Origin of the sequence: Psychrobacter sp. ANT_H3 (assembly GCF_027919975.1) — a bacterium.
GTDB lineage: Bacteria > Pseudomonadota > Gammaproteobacteria > Pseudomonadales > Moraxellaceae > Psychrobacter > Psychrobacter maritimus.
On the sequence record NZ_JAQISM010000001.1, the window covers coordinates 613,034 to 630,325 of the forward strand.

Below are 17,292 nucleotides of genomic sequence, written 5' to 3' on the forward strand. Positions count from 1 at the left end.
AATAAGCGCGTGTAATATAGGTATTACTTTTTGTAAATATTAGCGTCTCAGCTTTCGCATCTGTAACTTTCTGACATGATCAATTTGGAATTAAATATGGCTTTATCCCGTTCGTCTTCGACCACCTATCTTCGGTTGTGTATCTTAAGTGCTTTAGGCATATTTGCCATGAGTGCTACAGCCGCAACTGCTGACAGTAGCACTATTGATGATAGCGAGCTGCCACAAGTTGAGCTTGACAAAATCGTCGTCACAGCCACACGTACACCGACTAAGACCAGCAATGTGATTGCTCAAACTCGGGTGATTGATAAAGAAGAATTACAGCGCTATCGAGGTCAAAATGTCACTGATGTACTAAAAAATCAGCCTGGTATCAATATCACCCAAAGTGGCGGCATGGGTACAGCCAGTAATTTTTATATGCGCGGCTTTGATAGTAAGCAAGTATTAGTGATTATTGATGGTATACGATATGGTTCTATTTCTTTAGGCAGTCCATCTCTGAACTTGTTGTCCGCAGACCAAATTGATCGCATCGAAATTTTATACGGTGCCTCTGGTTCTAGTATTTACGGTTCTGATGCCATGGGCGGTGTTATTCAAATTTTCACCAAGGGCAATAATGTAGAACAATCCAATGTTTCTACGACTGTTGGTTATGGTAGTAACAATCACTACCAAGTCGGTATAACAGGTCAGCTTAAAAATGACACCTCATCATTGAGCTTGGGTGTCAGTCGCAACGAAACAGATGGGTTTAACGCGATTGCCAACTCTGGTTCTTATGATTTCAACGCAGACGATGATGGCTTTAAATCTACCAATGCCAGTTTGGCATTACAACATAAGCTATCGGACTCGTTAAACGCTGGGCTCAGTGCCTTATATACCGACTCTACCACTGATATTGATTCGGCAGGAAACGCGTTTCCAAATGCCTATTCAGATCAAAAGAACGGCAGTGCAAATGCTTATCTTCAATACAGAACGCCTTTGACGGTCAGCAAACTTAGCTATGGTCAAAGTATCGACAAATCCACTTCTCATGATGCCAATTCTATTAATTATCAAGAAGGCAGTCATTACGATACCACGCAAGAGCAAGCACGTTTAGAGACCAGTATTAACGCGCAACCTGGTACTATTATCGTTGGCGCAGAATGGTTATCACAAAAACTAGACGCCTCAGATGTTTTAGACTTTTCAGGTTACCCTGATCCTGCCGTGCAAACTCCTTATGACCCTGAAGACAGAACCGTTAAAAGTGCTTTTGTTGGCTATCAATTGTCAGAGTCTTATTACGACCTACAAGCCAACTATCGTGTAGATGACAACTCTCAATACGGTAATGAGAGCACTTACAATCTAGGGGCTGCCATACATCCAATGGCAGGTATGCGCATTGGCGCAAATTATGCCACAGGTTTTCGTGCCCCTACGTTTAACGACTTATACTGGCCTGGTTTCAGTAATCCAAATCTAAAGCCTGAAAGAACAGAGAACACAGAAGTATTCGTTGAATATGCTAATGACATGCAGACGTCTCGATTGACAGGCTATCATACAGATGCAGAGGACCTCATTGCTAATGCTACAAACATCAGTGAAGCGAAAATCAAAGGCTTAAGCTTAACCTCAGACTGGAATATGGATGCCTTTATATTTGGTCTCGGTTACGACTACTTAGATGCGAAGGACAAAACTGCCAATAGCACCAGCTATAATCAACAGCTTGCCTACCGTCCTAAAAATAGCGGTATGGTTTATGTGGGTTATCAACAACCTACTTTCGATGTTCGTCTTGAAGCCAAACATACGGATGATAGAAGTACTGCCGAAAATAATAAACTGGATAGCTACACCTTGCTTAATTTAAGTGGTAGCGCCTATATTACGCCCAAACTTCGCGCTAACTTGCGTATAGATAATATTACTGACGAGGAATATACCCTTGCCAGCCAATTCGGTAATGAGTACGCCACAGAAGGCACCAGTTATTTCGGCTCTTTAACTTATAACTGGTTCTAAACCAATTTAGCAGTATAAAAAGCTAGTAGTTAACAAAGCAAATAAGGTCATCCAACGATGGCCTTTTTTTGTGCCCACCAAAAAGGCAAAATCACTTATGCCGATGCTGCCTAATATTTATGTTATCCAATAGGTGACAATCGCAGATTCATCTATTACAATAACGACCTCCGAGAGGTGTTGCGCCATAATAAGTCTTATTGCATTGAAGCTAAATCGCTTTGCAAATTATTTGTTATGTTAGGCTCGGTTAACTGTCCATTGCCAATTTTTGGTTATTGACAGCGCAAATAACGGCACCTGCGTTTTTATTCTTTTTATCTATTAACTGATAGGAGCATATTATGGACGCAGTGTCTAACACCCCATCTGCCCATACGATCGATCCCTCTTTCACCGACTATAAAGTCGCCGACATCAGCCTTGCTGATTACGGTCGCCGTGAAATCACGCTAGCCGAAGCTGAAATGCCTGCCCTAATGGGTTTGCGTCGTCGCTACGAAGCCGATCAACCGCTTAAAGGCGCGAAAATCGCTGGCTGTATCCACATGACCATCCAAACTGCGGTCCTTATCGAGACACTAGTCGCGCTAGGTGCTGAAGTACGCTGGACATCATGTAACATTTTCTCAACCCAAGACCATGCTGCTGCGGCGATTGCTGCTGCTGGTATCTCTGTTTATGCTTGGAAAGGCGAAACCGAAGAAGAGTACGAGTGGTGCTTGCGTCAACAAATCCATGTTGGCGGTGAAGCATCAGGTCAGCTTTGGGATGCTAACTTAATCTTGGATGATGGCGGCGATTTAACTGCATTGATTCATAATGATTATGCAGAGCTGCTTGATAACATCCATGGTATCTCAGAAGAGACTACTACAGGCGTCCATCGCTTGGTTGAGATGCTAAATAAAGGCACGCTAAAAGTACCAGCGATCAACGTCAATGACGCGGTTACTAAGTCTAAAAATGACAACAAATACGGCTGCCGCCATAGCTTAAATGACGCCATTAAACGTGCAACTGACATGTTCCTTGCTGGTCGCCGTGCCTTAGTTATCGGTTATGGTGATGTTGGTAAAGGTTCTACGCAGAGCTTACGTCAAGAAGGTATGATTGTACGTGTGTCAGAAGTTGATCCTATCTGTGCTATGCAGGCTTGTATGGATGGTTTTGAAGTATTATCTCCTTACATCAATGGCGATAACACTGGCGGCGCAGAAAATATCAACACCCGTCTGCTTGAAGATACCGATATGATTGTTACCACGACTGGTAACTACCATGTGTGTGACAGACATATGCTAGCAGCACTTAAACCAGGTGCTGTCGTTTGTAATATCGGTCATTTTGACACCGAAATCGACACGCAGTTTATGCGTGATAACTGGCGCTGGGTTGAGATTAAGCCACAAGTGCATCAAATCTTCCGCTCAGACGATGAAAATGATTATTTGATTCTGCTTGCTGAAGGTCGTTTGGTGAACTTAGGTAACGCAACCGGTCACCCGTCGCGTGTAATGGACGGCTCATTTGCCAACCAAGTATTGGCGCAAATGTATCTGTTCGAAGAAAAATTCGCTGACTTGCCAGCAGATAAGCGCAATGACAACTTATACGTTAAAGTCTTACCGAAAAAGCTAGACGAAGAAGTGGCTGCGGCGATGGTTGCTGGCTTTAACGGTAAGCTAACTAAGCTGACTGAAAAACAAGCGGAGTATTTAGGCGTACCTGTCGAAGGTCCATTTAAGCCTGACGCTTATAAATACTAATAGGAGCCAGACTGTGACTAAGCCTGCTTTCTCCTTTGAGTTTTTTCCAGCTAAAACCGAGCAAGGACACGAAAAGCTCCTCAGCACTTATGATGAGTTAAATAAGCTATCACCTGCTTACTTTTCAGTGACCTATGGTGCGGGTGGCTCAACCCGTAGCCGCACTTTAGATATCGTTCAAGCTTTGTGCGCGCGCGGTGACACTGATATTGCGCCGCATATGTCTTGTATTGGTGATGACAAAGCGGAAATCGCTGAGTTGCTCGATCTTTATAAGAGCTTGGGCATCACACGCTTGGTCGCCCTGCGTGGTGATTTGCCATCCGGTCAGGTTGGTATGGGCGAGCTGCCATTTGCGTTAGACTTGGTTAAGTTTATCCGCGAATACTCAGGCGATCACTTCCGTATCGAAGTCGCAGCCTATCCTGAGATGCATCCACAGGCGCGGAGCTTTGAGTTTGATGTTGACAACTTGGTGAATAAATACCAAGCGGGCGCCAATGCGTCAATTACCCAGTTTTTCTATAATGCTGATAGCTACTTGTATCTGCGTGATACCTTAGAAAAACGCGGTATTGATACGGTTGCACAGCCATTGGTAGCCGGTATTATGCCGATTACTAACTCTAGTAATCTCGTACGCTTTGCCGATAGCTGTGGCGCTGATATTCCACGTTATGTACGTAAGCGCTTGGCTGACTTCGGTGATGACCGTACTGCTATTCGTGAGTTCGGCTTTGATGTCGTTTATCGTTTATGCGAGCGTTTAATTAGCGAGGGCGTACCTGCCATGCATTTTTATAGCATGAATAAGGTTGAGCCAAACAAGCGCTTAGTCGAAGCCTTAGGCCTGATTGCTTAAATATTTATCGAATGTATTGCTTAATGACTGGCGTTCCTAGGAGCGCCAGTCTTTTTTGGTATGGGAATTGCAGTTATGCGAGTTCCATTAGTGACAATCCCTTTACCCACTCAAATGATATTCTGCTAAGATATTGAAAAATATCATAACACCTATTATAGGAATAAGTATTTTGCGACGTTTCTTTTATGCCACCGATAGCAACATTAGTAATGACGTTACCAATGAAAATGAAAAGGCTGCAACCTACCTTCAGCTTAGCACCTTGCCTATCGGTGCCAGCGTCGAATTAACCGAAAGCATCGTCCATCATTGGTGCCGTGTATTACGCGCTAATATTGGCGATAAAGGGATTTTGTTTGACGGTTTCGGCGGTGAATATCAGGTACAGCTACAAACCATCAGCAAAAAGCACGCCACTGCAACGTTATTGGCTCATGTAAATACTGACCGCAATGCCGCTGTATTGACGAAAATCGGTCTGGTCATAAGTCGCGGTGAACGAATGGATTACGCCATTCAAAAATCCACTGAGCTTGGTGTGACTGCCATTCAATTGCTGAGCAGCCATCATGGCGAGGTCAATCTAAAACCTGCCCAAGTAGAGAAAAAACTGGCACAGTGGCAGCAAGTCGCCATCGCCGCCTGTGAGCAATGCGGTCTTAACCGTCCACCGCTTATTATCGCGCCATTATCGATTGATGACTGGCTATTAAATGTAGCAGCTAGCGAAAAAGAAATGGTCGTCAGCCCTATGGTGGCTGAGCTGAGTAAAGATACTTATTATAAAGTATTACAGCAGCCAGCAGATTTGCGCCTGCAACTGAGTGTGCCAGCAGCAGGACAACCCCTGATGCCTGAAGCCCTGCCTGTCGTTTTAAAAAAACATGCGCCTTATATCGAATTATTAATCGGACCTGAAGGCGGGCTTAGCGCTGATGAATGCGCCAAAGCTGCGGATGTGGGTTTTGCACCTTGGCAAATTGGCCCACGGGTTCTGCGCACTGAAACCGCGCCCGTGGTTGCACTGGCGACATTGTCGGCATTGGCAACTATGCATGCTTTAAATCAATAGTGGACAAACTGTTCACCATTACCAAGCCCATTTATTATTTAATTTCGATGTTATGAGTCCATTATGAGCGCATTCACCCCTATGCCAATATCAGATAAACAGCAACTATTGGTCAAATTGTGCGAGCAATTTGAAGACGCCATATTCATATTGGACGAAAAATTACGCTATTTATCCGTCAATGCTAACTATGAGCTGATGCTTGGCTATACAGAAAATTTTTTGCTTGGGCGTCCACTTGGGATATATGCTGCTGAGTTTTTGTCAGAAGATGAACAGGCAGTGCTCAAAAATCTGATTAACAGCTTGGACAGTACAGGATTTTGTGAAATTGACTTTTCAATGGCAAACCGCTACGGGCAAGTCATCGACTGCCATATCACCTATCGCAAAATTTATCTAGAAGATACCCCTTATTACGTCGGTACCATTCGTGATATGGCGACGCTTGCTAAAAACAGAAAAAAGGTGGTGCACCTGCTGAATTATGACCAGCTGACCGGACTACCGAACCGTAAAGTGTTTTTAAGTCAAACCAGTGAATTGTTGTTAGACAGCTATCAAGAAGTGGTGGTCGTGCGTTTTAACATTGACCGTTATCGCAACCTTGCCAGTCTATTAGGACCGGATGCAATCAATACCCTAGTAGAAAATTTCGTCCTACGTATTACTGAGCTGGAGCTTGATAATTTACGCTGTTTTTCTCATTTCGGCGGTGATGACTTTGCCTTATTGTTTGAATGTAATGATGCCAATATGGTGCGCCATCAGTTAGACAGCTTAATGCAAATGTGCGAGCGCCCTTTCTTCTTAAATGGCAACACGGCAAAAGGCACCGAGGTCTATTGCCATATCTCTGTCGGGGTAAGCTATTTTCCTGAAAATGGTAATGAATTTATCGGCCTGTTGACCAAAGCCGAAAAAGCTTTGAATTATGTCAAACAGCAGGGTGGCGATGATGTCTGTTGGTATCATAAAGCCATAAATGAGGTCAATGCGCATAATATACAGTTAGAATCTGAGCTGAGAGCTGCCACCAATGCAGGGCAATTTGTGCCCTATTATCAACCTAAATTCGCCCTAGACACAGGCATGATTACCGGTTTTGAGGCGTTAGTACGCTGGCAACACCCTAGCCGCGGTTTATTAAAACCTATCGATTTTATCGATGCCATCATTTCTCATAAACTGTCGCTTGAGTTATTTTCGCAAATGGCGGTTCAAATCGCCGAGCAGCTAACAATTTGGCAAGGTTTGGGCTTTGATCAACACATCTGTATCAATGCTGATGCCGCTGAATTTAGCCATCCTGATTTTTTTGACATGGTCAGTAACTTACTAGTAGAGCATGATATTGCCGCCCACCAACTGCACATTGAAGTGACAGAATCTTCTTTAATACAGCGCCATGCCAATGTCAAAAAGCAGCTTAACTTACTCAAGAAACTCGGCATCTGTCTGGCGCTTGATGACTTTGGCACCGGTTATGCCTCATTGAGTTACTTACAAGAATACCCTTTTGACTTTATTAAAATTGATAAAAGCTTTATCTCCAAAATCACAGATGACCGTACACAGCGCGCGATTGTCAAAGCGATTTTGGATTTAGCGGAGGCGCTTGATATGCAGGTTATCGCCGAAGGCATCGAAACCGAGCAGCAGCGTGATTTACTCTTAGACATGGGTTGCCAGTACGGGCAAGGCTATTGGTTTGGTAAGCCTATGACGGCTGAGCAAGCAACCGTGCTATTAACGCAGCAACATTTGTCCAAAAACAACCCTTCTTAATACTGTCTAATAAAAGTAGATTGATAGTATTTTCATAGAGTTATTGCGAGTCGTTTTATTCTGTAAGGTCGATGATATATAGGATGCAAGACAGGTTGATGACTTATCAGTATTGTCACCAAACTTGTATATTTGCCACTGAACGCCTATCTTTTACCAAGAATTTACGAATACAGTCATAATTCTTTTTACTCTTCTCAATCTATTTCATATGATCGGTGTCATTGTTTGTTATTTATGCAGACAGATTTCATACCAGTAATTGGCTGGCGACTCAGACTTAACTAATCACAGTCAATGATAGTCGTCGCCTTACTGCCGGTCGCACCTTAAAAAAGGACAGGAAGTTATGCAATACAAAGCGCCCCTACGTGATATCCAATTCGTGATGCATGAGTTACTTGACAGCGAAAGTCACTACAAAACCTTGCCGGCGTTCCAAGAAGCGGATCGTGAGTTGATGGACAGCCTGTTTGAGATGGCAGCAAGCTTTGCTGAAAATGAGCTGTCACCATTGAACCAAAGCGGCGATGCTGAAGGCTGTAAATTTGACAACGGCACTGTTACCACGCCAAAAGGTTTTAAAGAAGCGTATAAAGCCTATTGTGAGCTTGGCTTCCCAGCTTTATCTGCTGAAGAAGCATTCGGTGGTCAAAACATGCCGTTCTCATTATCAACGGTCATCAATGAGATGGTTGGTACCGCGAACTGGTCATTCTCTATGTACCCCGGCCTATCGCATGGCGCTATCCAAACCATCGAACACCATGGTACGGATGAGCAAAAGCAAACCTACCTAGAAAAAATGGTCACCGGTGAATGGTCAGGTACCATGTGCTTGACTGAAGCACATGCGGGTTCTGATTTGGGTATTATCCGCACCAAAGCTGTACCTAACGATGATGGCAGTTATAGCATTACCGGTCAGAAAATCTTTATCTCAGCCGGTGAGCATGATTTAACTGACAACATTATTCATATCTGTTTGGCTCGCTTACCAGGCGCACCAGCTGGCACCAAAGGCATCTCGTTGTTTATCGTTCCTAAGATATTGGTCAACGAAGACAACAGCCTAGGCGAAAAGAATAGCGTCGTTTGTGGTTCTATCGAGCACAAAATGGGTATTAAAGCCTCAGCGACTTGTGTAATGAACTTCGATGGCGCCAAAGGTTACCTCATTGGCCCAGAAAACCGTGGTTTACAGTGCATGTTTACCTTTATGAACGTGGCCCGTATTGGTACAGCGGTTCAAGGTTTAACAGCAGCAGAATACGCGTTCCAAGGCTCGCTAACTTATGCTAAAGACCGTCTAGCGATGCGCTCACTATCAGGTGCTAAAGCGCCAGAAAAAGTCGCTGACCCTATCATTGTGCATCCAGCCGTTCGTAACATGCTATTGACCGAAAAAGCCTTTGCAGAAGGCGGTCGCGCCTTGGTTTATTACCTCTCACATTTTGCCGATACCGTGGCAAAAGGCGAAGGCGATAACCTGAAGTTTGCTGACCAAATGCTGTCACTATTGACGCCGATTGCTAAAGCATTCTTGACTGAGACTGGTTTAGAAGCTGCCAACCATGGCGTGCAGGTTTATGGTGGTCATGGCTTTATCAGCGAATGGGGCATGGAGCAAAACGTCCGTGATACACGTATCGCTTGCTTATACGAAGGTACCACTGAAATCCAAGCGCTCGACCTACTAGGTCGTAAAGTATTGGGTTCACAAGGTAAACTGCTTGCCAACTTTATCAAAATTATCCAAACATTCTGCGAAGAAAATAAAGAAAATGACGCGATGGGTCAGTTTATCCGCCCACTTGCCAAGCATCTTAAAGAATGGAGCGATTTGACTGCCCGTATCGGCATGCAAGCGACTGAAAACCCTGATGCGGTTGGCGGCGCGGCTGTTGATTACTTATACTTCAGCGGTTATGTGACCCTAGCTTACTTATGGGCTCGTATGGCATTAGTTGCACAAACTGAAATCGCTAATGGTAGCAGCGAGCAGGCATTCTACGATGCCAAAGTAAAAACCGCACAATTCTACTTTGCGAAGTTATTGCCACGTACCACCACACACGTACAGCGCATCAGCACTGGTGTTGAGCCGTACATGACGATGGATGTTGATCAATTTGCTTTTTAATGAAAACGACTAGTAATTAACACGGCTAGTTTTTGCGGAAATTGACGACGCTGTAATTGATAATGCTTGTATGAGTAATAGATAGATTAAAGCTATTTTTATTGCTTAGGTGTTATACAATAAAGCGGCGTTGATGTAGATGTTAATATGTAGGTCCTATCGGCAACATACTCAGGTGTGTTGCCGATTTTCTTAGCTAATCTACCAAACTGATTTTTTGACTAAAATTGACGCAGACAAAACAGCGACTCTGCCCATTAAACTATTTTTGGTGTACGCACAATTCACGAAGAAAACCCCCTCTCGATACGCTAATTTGCTAAACTTTAGCTATCTATGCTTATGTGCCACCCAAAAGAACAACGCGATATTTTCGACCCACTTACTTTTATTCATTTGAACCAAAGGAATGTTTATGGCTGTTTATAATGCCCCTCTTAACGACATGCGCTTTATTTTAACTGACGTTTTTAAAGCCCATGAATTTTGGCAAAATAACGAAAACCTTGCTCATGTTGACATGGAAACCGTCGATATGATTTTGGAAGAAATGGCAAAGCTGTCAAAAAACGTGTTATTGCCTATCAACCGTAGCGGTGATGAAGAAGGCGCAACCTTTGAAGGTAATGGCGTTGTAACCACCCCGACTGGTTTTAAAGAGGCGTATAAGCAGTATGCAGAATCAGGTTGGGTTGGCTTAAGCGGTAACTCTGAATACGGTGGTCAAGGTTTCCCAAAAATGGTCACCATGCTGACTGAAGAGATGGTCTTCACGGCCAACCAGTCATTTGCCCTCTATCCAAACCTAACTGTTGGCGCGACACTTTGCCTAAATGCGGCAGCGTCTGAAGAGCAAAAGCAAACTTACTTAGAGAAAATGTACAACGGTGAATGGGCGGGCACTATGTGCTTGACCGAGCCGCATGCTGGTACTGACTTGGGTATCATCAAAACCAAAGCCGTTCCTAACGATGATGGTAGCTATGATATCTCTGGTACCAAAATCTTTATCACTGGCGGTGAGCATGACCTAACCGAAAACATCATTCATTTGGTATTGGCAAAAACCCCGAATGCGCCAGAAGGCTCAAAAGGCATCTCGTTATTTGTTGTGCCAAAATTCTTGGTTAATGAAGATGGCAGCTTAGGTGAGCGCAACACTTTAGCAGTTGGCTCTATTGAGCACAAAATGGGCATCAAAGCCTCTGCCACTTGTGTGATGAACTTTGACAACGCCAAAGGTTGGATGGTTGGTGCAGAAAATACCGGTCTGTCTTCAATGTTCATTATGATGAACTATGAGCGCGTCACCATGGGTCTACAGGGCCTAGGTGGTTCTGAGCTTGCTTATCAAAACGCTGCTTTATATGCTAATGACCGTGGTCAAGGCCGTAGCGACACGCAAATTCAAAGCCCAGAAAAACCAGCCGATGCCATCATTCATCATGCCGACGTACGCCGCATGCTGTTAAATGCTAAAGCCAATACTGAAGCGTCACGTTGTTTTGCAATGTACGTGGCCAAAAACCTTGATCAAGAGAAATTTAGTACCGATCCTGAAGCCGCTCAAGCAGCAGCAGCGCGCGTTGCCCTACTAACGCCAGTTGCTAAAGCGTTCTTGACCGACAAAGCATTAGAAGCGACCATTGATTGCCAGCAAGTATTTGGCGGTCATGGCTATATCCGCGAATGGGGTATGGAGCAAATCGTTCGTGATACTCGTATCGCGCAGATTTATGAAGGCACCAACGGTATTCAAGCGCTCGACCTATTAGGTCGTAAAGTGGCGAAAAATAATGGCAAATACGTCACTCATTTCTTAGGTGAGATTCGTGATTTTGTCAATAATATGCAAGCGGATCATGGTATTAAGCAAGCGACGCTAAATGCTGCTGATACCATCGAAGAGCTAACCACCACTGTGTTAAACAACATCGGTGAGCGCAAGAGCGAAATCAACGGCTGTGCGGTTGACTACATGCACGCCTTTGGTTATCTTGCCTACTCGTATATGTTTGCCTTGATGGTCGAAGCCGCTAACGGTAAAGAAGGTGATTTCTACACCAATAAAGCCAAGCTTGCCGATTATTTCGTTGGTCGTATCTTGCCACGTATCGATGCTCATGCACAGATGGTTAAAGCCGGTAGTGATCCAATGATGAACTTTGATCTAAATTACTTTGATGTACCTGCTAGCTAATTTTTTACTTTTATAATAAAGTAAGCCTACCGCACTATGATAAAAGGGACAGTCACGCTACTGTCCCTTTTTTTGCCAAAAATATCGTCGCAGTAAGCAAAAGCATCGAAGCAATAATCAAAGTAATAATCGAAGCTGCCACTTACACAACAATCGACAGCATGAGCGGCACAATCTGCAGCACAATAACTGCTAACAAAATAATTAACCGCCCACGTGTCGTTACGATTAAAATAACGCAACGCCAAACGTATTGCGCTTAATAAGAATATTCCTGATACCTATAAAGCAATGCCTATAAAGCAACATCTGAAAATCGATACACTCTAATTTTATACCCTGCAAATTAACAAGCGGTCAATTCATAGAGGCCTATATCGCAACAGTGATAATTCCGACAAGCATGAGAAGAAAAGGTTTCAAATAAAATATATCGTTGCACAGACTGAATAATAACAATGATTGAAATAACCACCATAAGGGATGCGATGTGTCAGAGATAAAACACATTTTACAACAGATTACTGCCTTAAGTGATGTGCCAGATCCTGCGGTACTCAAGCGCTTAATCGATGAGCTACGAGTGAGTGATAAAGAGCCGGCTTTGGCCAATCAGAATATTCAAGAGTTGATTGAGGTCATACGTCAACATCCAGAATATGGCGACGGGCTATCAAGTTTTGTCTTAAAGCTTATTATTGAATATCGTCAAATTGCTTTATATACCGATACTGGCATCATGTCAGATCAGGGATTTTTTAATAGTCTGCGCCGCCTTGTCGGTCATCGTTTCTTACCACTGTTGCCACAAGAAGACTCCGTCGTAGAATTGGTTGGTTATTTATTCGATAGACGCTCTGATGAGCGCTGGCTTGCCCATATCGACAAGGACAAATGGGATGAGCTGGTCGGGCTACTCAAAGTCAATGAGCAGCATTTAAACTTAGTCGCGACGGCAAAAAACAGCATCTTAAACGCGATTATCATTTTATCGTATCGTATCAGCGGCATTGGCTTGCATCCAGATTTGATGGAGTTTTATCCGCAAATGCTGAATTATTCAGCGTCATTTGTGGCACAAAATCAAGAAGCGGTCTTGTATGTCAATCAGTACCGCGAAGCGCATGAGCTTGACACCCTAACCGATATCATTCCTGAAAAAGCCGTGGATCCAGCGCCGCTATTGGTCATGATTGAGCAATGCGAAGATATCGTTGCCACCATACGTAAGCGCATTTATAAAACCGGTATCTCTATCCGCCTAACCAATATGATGCTCCGTTTGGATCAAAGTTTGCAGCGCATGCGCATCTTAACTGAGCTGGTAGCAGACAATTATGATAAGCGCGATCAGGCCATCATTGAGCTGATTCAAGCGCTGATTACCACCGCCAGCCGCCGCTATAGTATTGGCTATCTGATTGATAATAATACCAAGCTGCTGTCGCGTAAAGTCACCGAAAACGCCAGTCGCGTCGGTGAGCATTATATTAGTACCGATAAATCTGGTTATCAGAAGATGTTTAAAAAGGCTTCTATCGGTGGCTTTATCATTGCTTTTATGGCGACCACTAAGATATTGGCGTACCATCTGGCGCTTGCACCGATGGGACGCGCCTTTATCAATAGCATGATTTATGGTTTGGGTTTTGTTTTTATTCATATCGTCCATGGTACGGTCGCCACCAAGCAGCCCGCTATGACGGCAGCAGCAATCGCCTCTACCATATCGGATGGTTCTGGCAAAAAATCGCATCAGTTAAATAAGTTATCAGAATTGGTGGTCGATATTTTACGTACCCAGTTTGTCGCGATTATGGGTAACGTCATGGTGGCAATACCCGTTGCCCTGATTATCTCTTTTGCGTGGTTACATTATACCGGCGCACCGATGATCAATACCGATAAGGCTGCGCACTTATTGCATGATCTTGACCCGTTTCGTTCACTGGCACTACCCCATGCAGCTATCGCTGGCGTGTATTTATTCTTATCCGGTCTTATCGCTGGCTACTATGATAATCTGGCGGTTTATAACCAAATCGGCGCCCGTATTCAGCGCCATCGGCTACTGCAATACTTATTACCGAAAGCTTGGTTACAGCGTTTAGGCGGCTTTATAGAAGCCAACCTCGGCGCCATTATGGGTAACTTTTTATTCGGGGTATTCTTAGGCAGTACCGCAACCATCGGCTTCTTATTTGGCTTACCGATTGATATTCGCCATATTGCTTTTGCCTCGGCAAATCTAGCACATGGATTGTTTAATATATCCGCCAACCAATGGGATTGGCAGATTGTATTTATTTCCATCTTGGGCGTTGCCCTTATCGGTATGGTCAACTTAATGGTAAGCTTTTCGCTGGCCTTATTTGTGGCACTACGCTCTAAAGAAGTCAAATTTATGGAGTGGAGCCGTTTAACCAAGCAACTCTTTAGTCACCTGCTCACCCATCCTTCTGACTTTATCTGGCCGCGTGATAAGCCTATGAAATACGCTCGAATTGACAGTCAAGGACATATGATTTTTGATGATACCAGCGCCCATAAAGGCGGGCAGCCCATCCATAACAATTATGTGGTGCGCCGTTTGTCTGATGTTAAAATCCTGCCTAAATCTAAGCAAAAAAGCATGCAAAATGAGCAGGCTGTCACCGATATAGATTACGATAATAATATATCAAATGGTGACCTTGACGCAGCGATCACAAGTCGGGAAGCTCACAGCACCACCAATCATATCAGCACTAAAAAAACCATTGACCTCGATGATGGACTGCTAGATGCGGAGCTTAATAGCGTTCCTTATAGCAATGATATTCAATACGATAAAGCGCACAATGCCTTGAATGAAGAGCATCAGGCAAGCATTCAATATACTAATGATGATAGCAATCCTGAGAGTAAAGCTGCGGGCGATGCCAAAACGCCACTGCCTAAACCAAAAAAACCACCAAACCTACCCAGTTAATGGGACGGTTTTGGTGGTTTAGACAATCTTTTAAATAAAAACTTGAATTGTTAACTGAGTATTTTTTTGAGATAACTATCTAAAAAGAACACCCTATATATAAGCTATATAACTAAGATTATGATTCTGGCAGTAAGCAATGCGCGCTTGAGGTGATGGTTTTGCCATCGCCCAAGCGATAAGCCAATAGATGATTGCCCCAAACACAGCCACCATCAAGTGCACGCGCATACGGCAAATCAACCTCAGCTTTAAGCGCAGCCCAATGACCAAACAAAATCTTGCGCGTGCGCGGTACTTGCCATTCAAACCAAGGTAAAAACCCTTTTGGCATCGGCTCTTCTAACCCTGCTGCAAAACTAAATTCAAGCGTGCCATCTTGTTTGCATAGACGCATACGCGTGAAATAATTGGTAATTGCGCGCATTTTGGTAAAACCATTAATACCCGCATGCCACTCATCGGCTGTTTTGCTATATAGATTTGGCAATAAACGATCCAGCTGTTTTAAACTGCCTTGTAGCTGCGCCTCTAACTGCTGCGCATAGTTTTCTGCCGCTTCAATCGTCCAATGCGGTGGAATGCCAGCATGTACCAATACCGTCTGTTCATCAGGAAAAGCCAATATTGGCTGATGACGTAGCCATTCAAGCAATTCATCACAATCATCGGCAGCAAAAATAGCTGCCGTCTTGTCTTTTTTCTTAATCGACGTCGTACCGCGCCAAACCGCAATTAAATTGATATCGTGATTGCCCAATACCGTTGCCGCAGCCCCTTGTTCACATAGCGCTTTCACATGACGTAAGGTACTTAACGAGTCTTCACCGCGCGCCACCAAGTCACCTGCAAACCATAGCTTGTCTTGCGCAGGGTCAAAATCCAAGGTTTCCAGTAATTGCAGGTATGCCGCATAGCAACCTTGCAAGTCACCGATAACATACTGATGGCGAAAACTCATAAACCCTCTATACTTTTATGTGATGTTTATCATGCGAAAATTTTTAACGATAAAGCGGCAGTAGATTCATTTAAACCTCTATTTTGCATGCCTGATTGCTGAGATTGACAAAATCTTTCACACTTAAGACTTCAGGGCGCGCTTGCGGGTCGATGGCGCAAGCCGCAAAGTCGTCTTCGCTTAGCGTTGGGAGTAATGTAGATTTCTTAAAAATAGCGCGTAGCGTCTTACGGCGATGGTTAAAGGTTTCGCGCACCACAATCGCAAAGTACGCTTCGTCTTCTGCCACGATTGGTTTGTTGATATGTGGCGTCAGGCGAAAAACGGCACTGGTGACTTTTGGCGGCGGATTAAATGCACCGCGCGGTACGGTCAGTAGATAATCGGTATCACAGTGATATTGCATGATGACCGATAGACGACCATAGGTTTTACTGCCGACATCGGCAGTGATACGCTCGACCACTTCTTTTTGCAGCATAAAATGCATGTCTTGAATCACATCGGCATAACTGAGCAAATGAAAGAGTATCGGCGTAGAAATATTATAAGGTAGATTGCCGACTACGCGGAGCTTACCGCGCTCAGGGCTATACAGTTCACGATAATCGACATGCATGGCATTGTCTTTGATAATCGTAAAATTCGGATGGCTATTGGCACCGATACGAATACGTAAACTATCTGCCAAATCGCGATCCAGCTCTACCACGGTCATCGCATCGACTTCTGCCAATAGCGGCTCAGTCAGAGCGCCCATGCCCGGCCCAATTTCGATTAAATTGTCATCACGCTCTAGGCGAATGCTGTCAACAATTTGGCGGATGACACTGCCATCGTGCAAGAAGTTTTGACCAAAACGCTTACGCGGTTGGTGTTTGGCAGCGCGTAGGCTGTTAGAAATAGATTGAGCATCAAACGTAGTTTTGGACATAAAAAGGTCTTAATCGATAAAAGATAAATGGGCTATAGCGCTATGGCAGCAATATGCTGATTATATATCAATGAATTATAACACAGCTCATAAATGCACTGTCTTTTTGAGATATTTTATTAGCAAACTACCCATACCTTAGCACAATCGACCCATTACTTTTTTTGTTCTTAAACCATTTTTTATAAGGAAGCAACAGTTGATAATAGTAACGACAAACTTACTTTATTGGTTCGTAAAATTACGAGTTAAGATAGTACCCGTTCAATTAACGGATTAACCTAGGTAATATCTATGTTAGAGCCGTCATTCTTCATGCAGCGTGACAGCTTGAAAACGAAACCCTATAAAATACCAACATCGCATGGTCATTTGCTGTTGTATGCTAAGCGGAAGTCCTGTCGTCATTCGTTATGACGCTAATTTTTAAAAGGAACAAAGCTAATATGAAGTACACACTACTTTTAAGCATGCTGTTACTCAGTTTAACGGCTTGTCAGAATACAAACCCGCAAATATTAGATAACCCCAGTTCGGGATAAGCCACATTGTAACTCG

The 17,292-nt window shown here is 43.8% G+C and carries 10 protein-coding genes; 8 read left to right on the plus strand and 2 right to left on the minus strand.

Annotation, left to right across the window (positions count from 1 at the left end):
• Window positions 1–168 precede the first annotated feature (168 nt).
• From PG901_RS02395 to PG901_RS02430, 8 genes are all read left to right on the plus strand, one after another.
• Window positions 169–2,031, plus strand: a complete 1,863-nt coding sequence (locus tag PG901_RS02395; RefSeq protein ID WP_271133359.1) for a TonB-dependent receptor — start codon at window positions 169–171, stop codon at window positions 2,029–2,031.
• A 344-nt stretch (window positions 2,032–2,375) separates the two neighbouring features.
• On the plus strand, window positions 2,376–3,800 hold the full coding sequence (ahcY, locus tag PG901_RS02400; RefSeq protein WP_271133360.1) for an adenosylhomocysteinase: 1,425 nt from the start codon (window positions 2,376–2,378) through the stop codon (window positions 3,798–3,800).
• Window positions 3,801–3,813: 13 nt separating this feature from the next.
• Window positions 3,814–4,662 carry a methylenetetrahydrofolate reductase gene (locus PG901_RS02405; protein WP_271133361.1) on the plus strand — a complete coding sequence of 283 codons (849 nt, stop codon included), beginning with the start codon at window positions 3,814–3,816 and terminating at the stop codon, window positions 4,660–4,662.
• Between the two features lie 172 nt (window positions 4,663–4,834).
• On the plus strand, window positions 4,835–5,737 hold the full coding sequence (locus tag PG901_RS02410; protein WP_271133362.1) for a 16S rRNA (uracil(1498)-N(3))-methyltransferase: 903 nt from the start codon (window positions 4,835–4,837) through the stop codon (window positions 5,735–5,737).
• Window positions 5,738–5,800: 63 nt separating this feature from the next.
• Window positions 5,801–7,525, plus strand: coding sequence for a bifunctional diguanylate cyclase/phosphodiesterase (locus PG901_RS02415; protein ID WP_271133363.1), 1,725 nt, complete (start codon window positions 5,801–5,803; stop codon window positions 7,523–7,525).
• Between the two features lie 349 nt (window positions 7,526–7,874).
• Complete coding sequence (locus tag PG901_RS02420) at window positions 7,875–9,668, plus strand: acyl-CoA dehydrogenase C-terminal domain-containing protein (protein WP_201625498.1); 1,794 nt, start codon at window positions 7,875–7,877, stop codon at window positions 9,666–9,668.
• 415 nt (window positions 9,669–10,083) lie between these two features.
• The gene (locus PG901_RS02425) at window positions 10,084–11,868 is read left to right on the plus strand and encodes an acyl-CoA dehydrogenase C-terminal domain-containing protein (RefSeq protein WP_201625499.1); all 1,785 of its coding nucleotides are present in this window, start codon (window positions 10,084–10,086) and stop codon (window positions 11,866–11,868) included.
• A gap of 490 nt (window positions 11,869–12,358) precedes the next feature.
• Window positions 12,359–14,839, plus strand: coding sequence for a site-specific recombinase (locus tag PG901_RS02430; protein WP_271133364.1), 2,481 nt, complete (start codon window positions 12,359–12,361; stop codon window positions 14,837–14,839).
• A 118-nt stretch (window positions 14,840–14,957) separates the two neighbouring features.
• Here PG901_RS02430 and PG901_RS02435 read toward each other — a convergent pair whose 3' ends face one another.
• Both PG901_RS02435 and rsmA read right to left on the minus strand, forming a co-directional pair.
• Window positions 14,958–15,800 carry a symmetrical bis(5'-nucleosyl)-tetraphosphatase gene (locus PG901_RS02435; protein ID WP_271133365.1) on the minus strand — a complete coding sequence of 281 codons (843 nt, stop codon included), beginning with the start codon at window positions 15,798–15,800 and terminating at the stop codon, window positions 14,958–14,960.
• Window positions 15,801–15,870: 70 nt separating this feature from the next.
• A complete protein-coding gene (gene rsmA, locus PG901_RS02440; protein ID WP_271133366.1) occupies window positions 15,871–16,734 on the minus strand; it encodes a 16S rRNA (adenine(1518)-N(6)/adenine(1519)-N(6))-dimethyltransferase RsmA in 864 nt (287 codons plus the stop codon).
• Window positions 16,735–17,292: the final 558 nt, after the last annotated feature.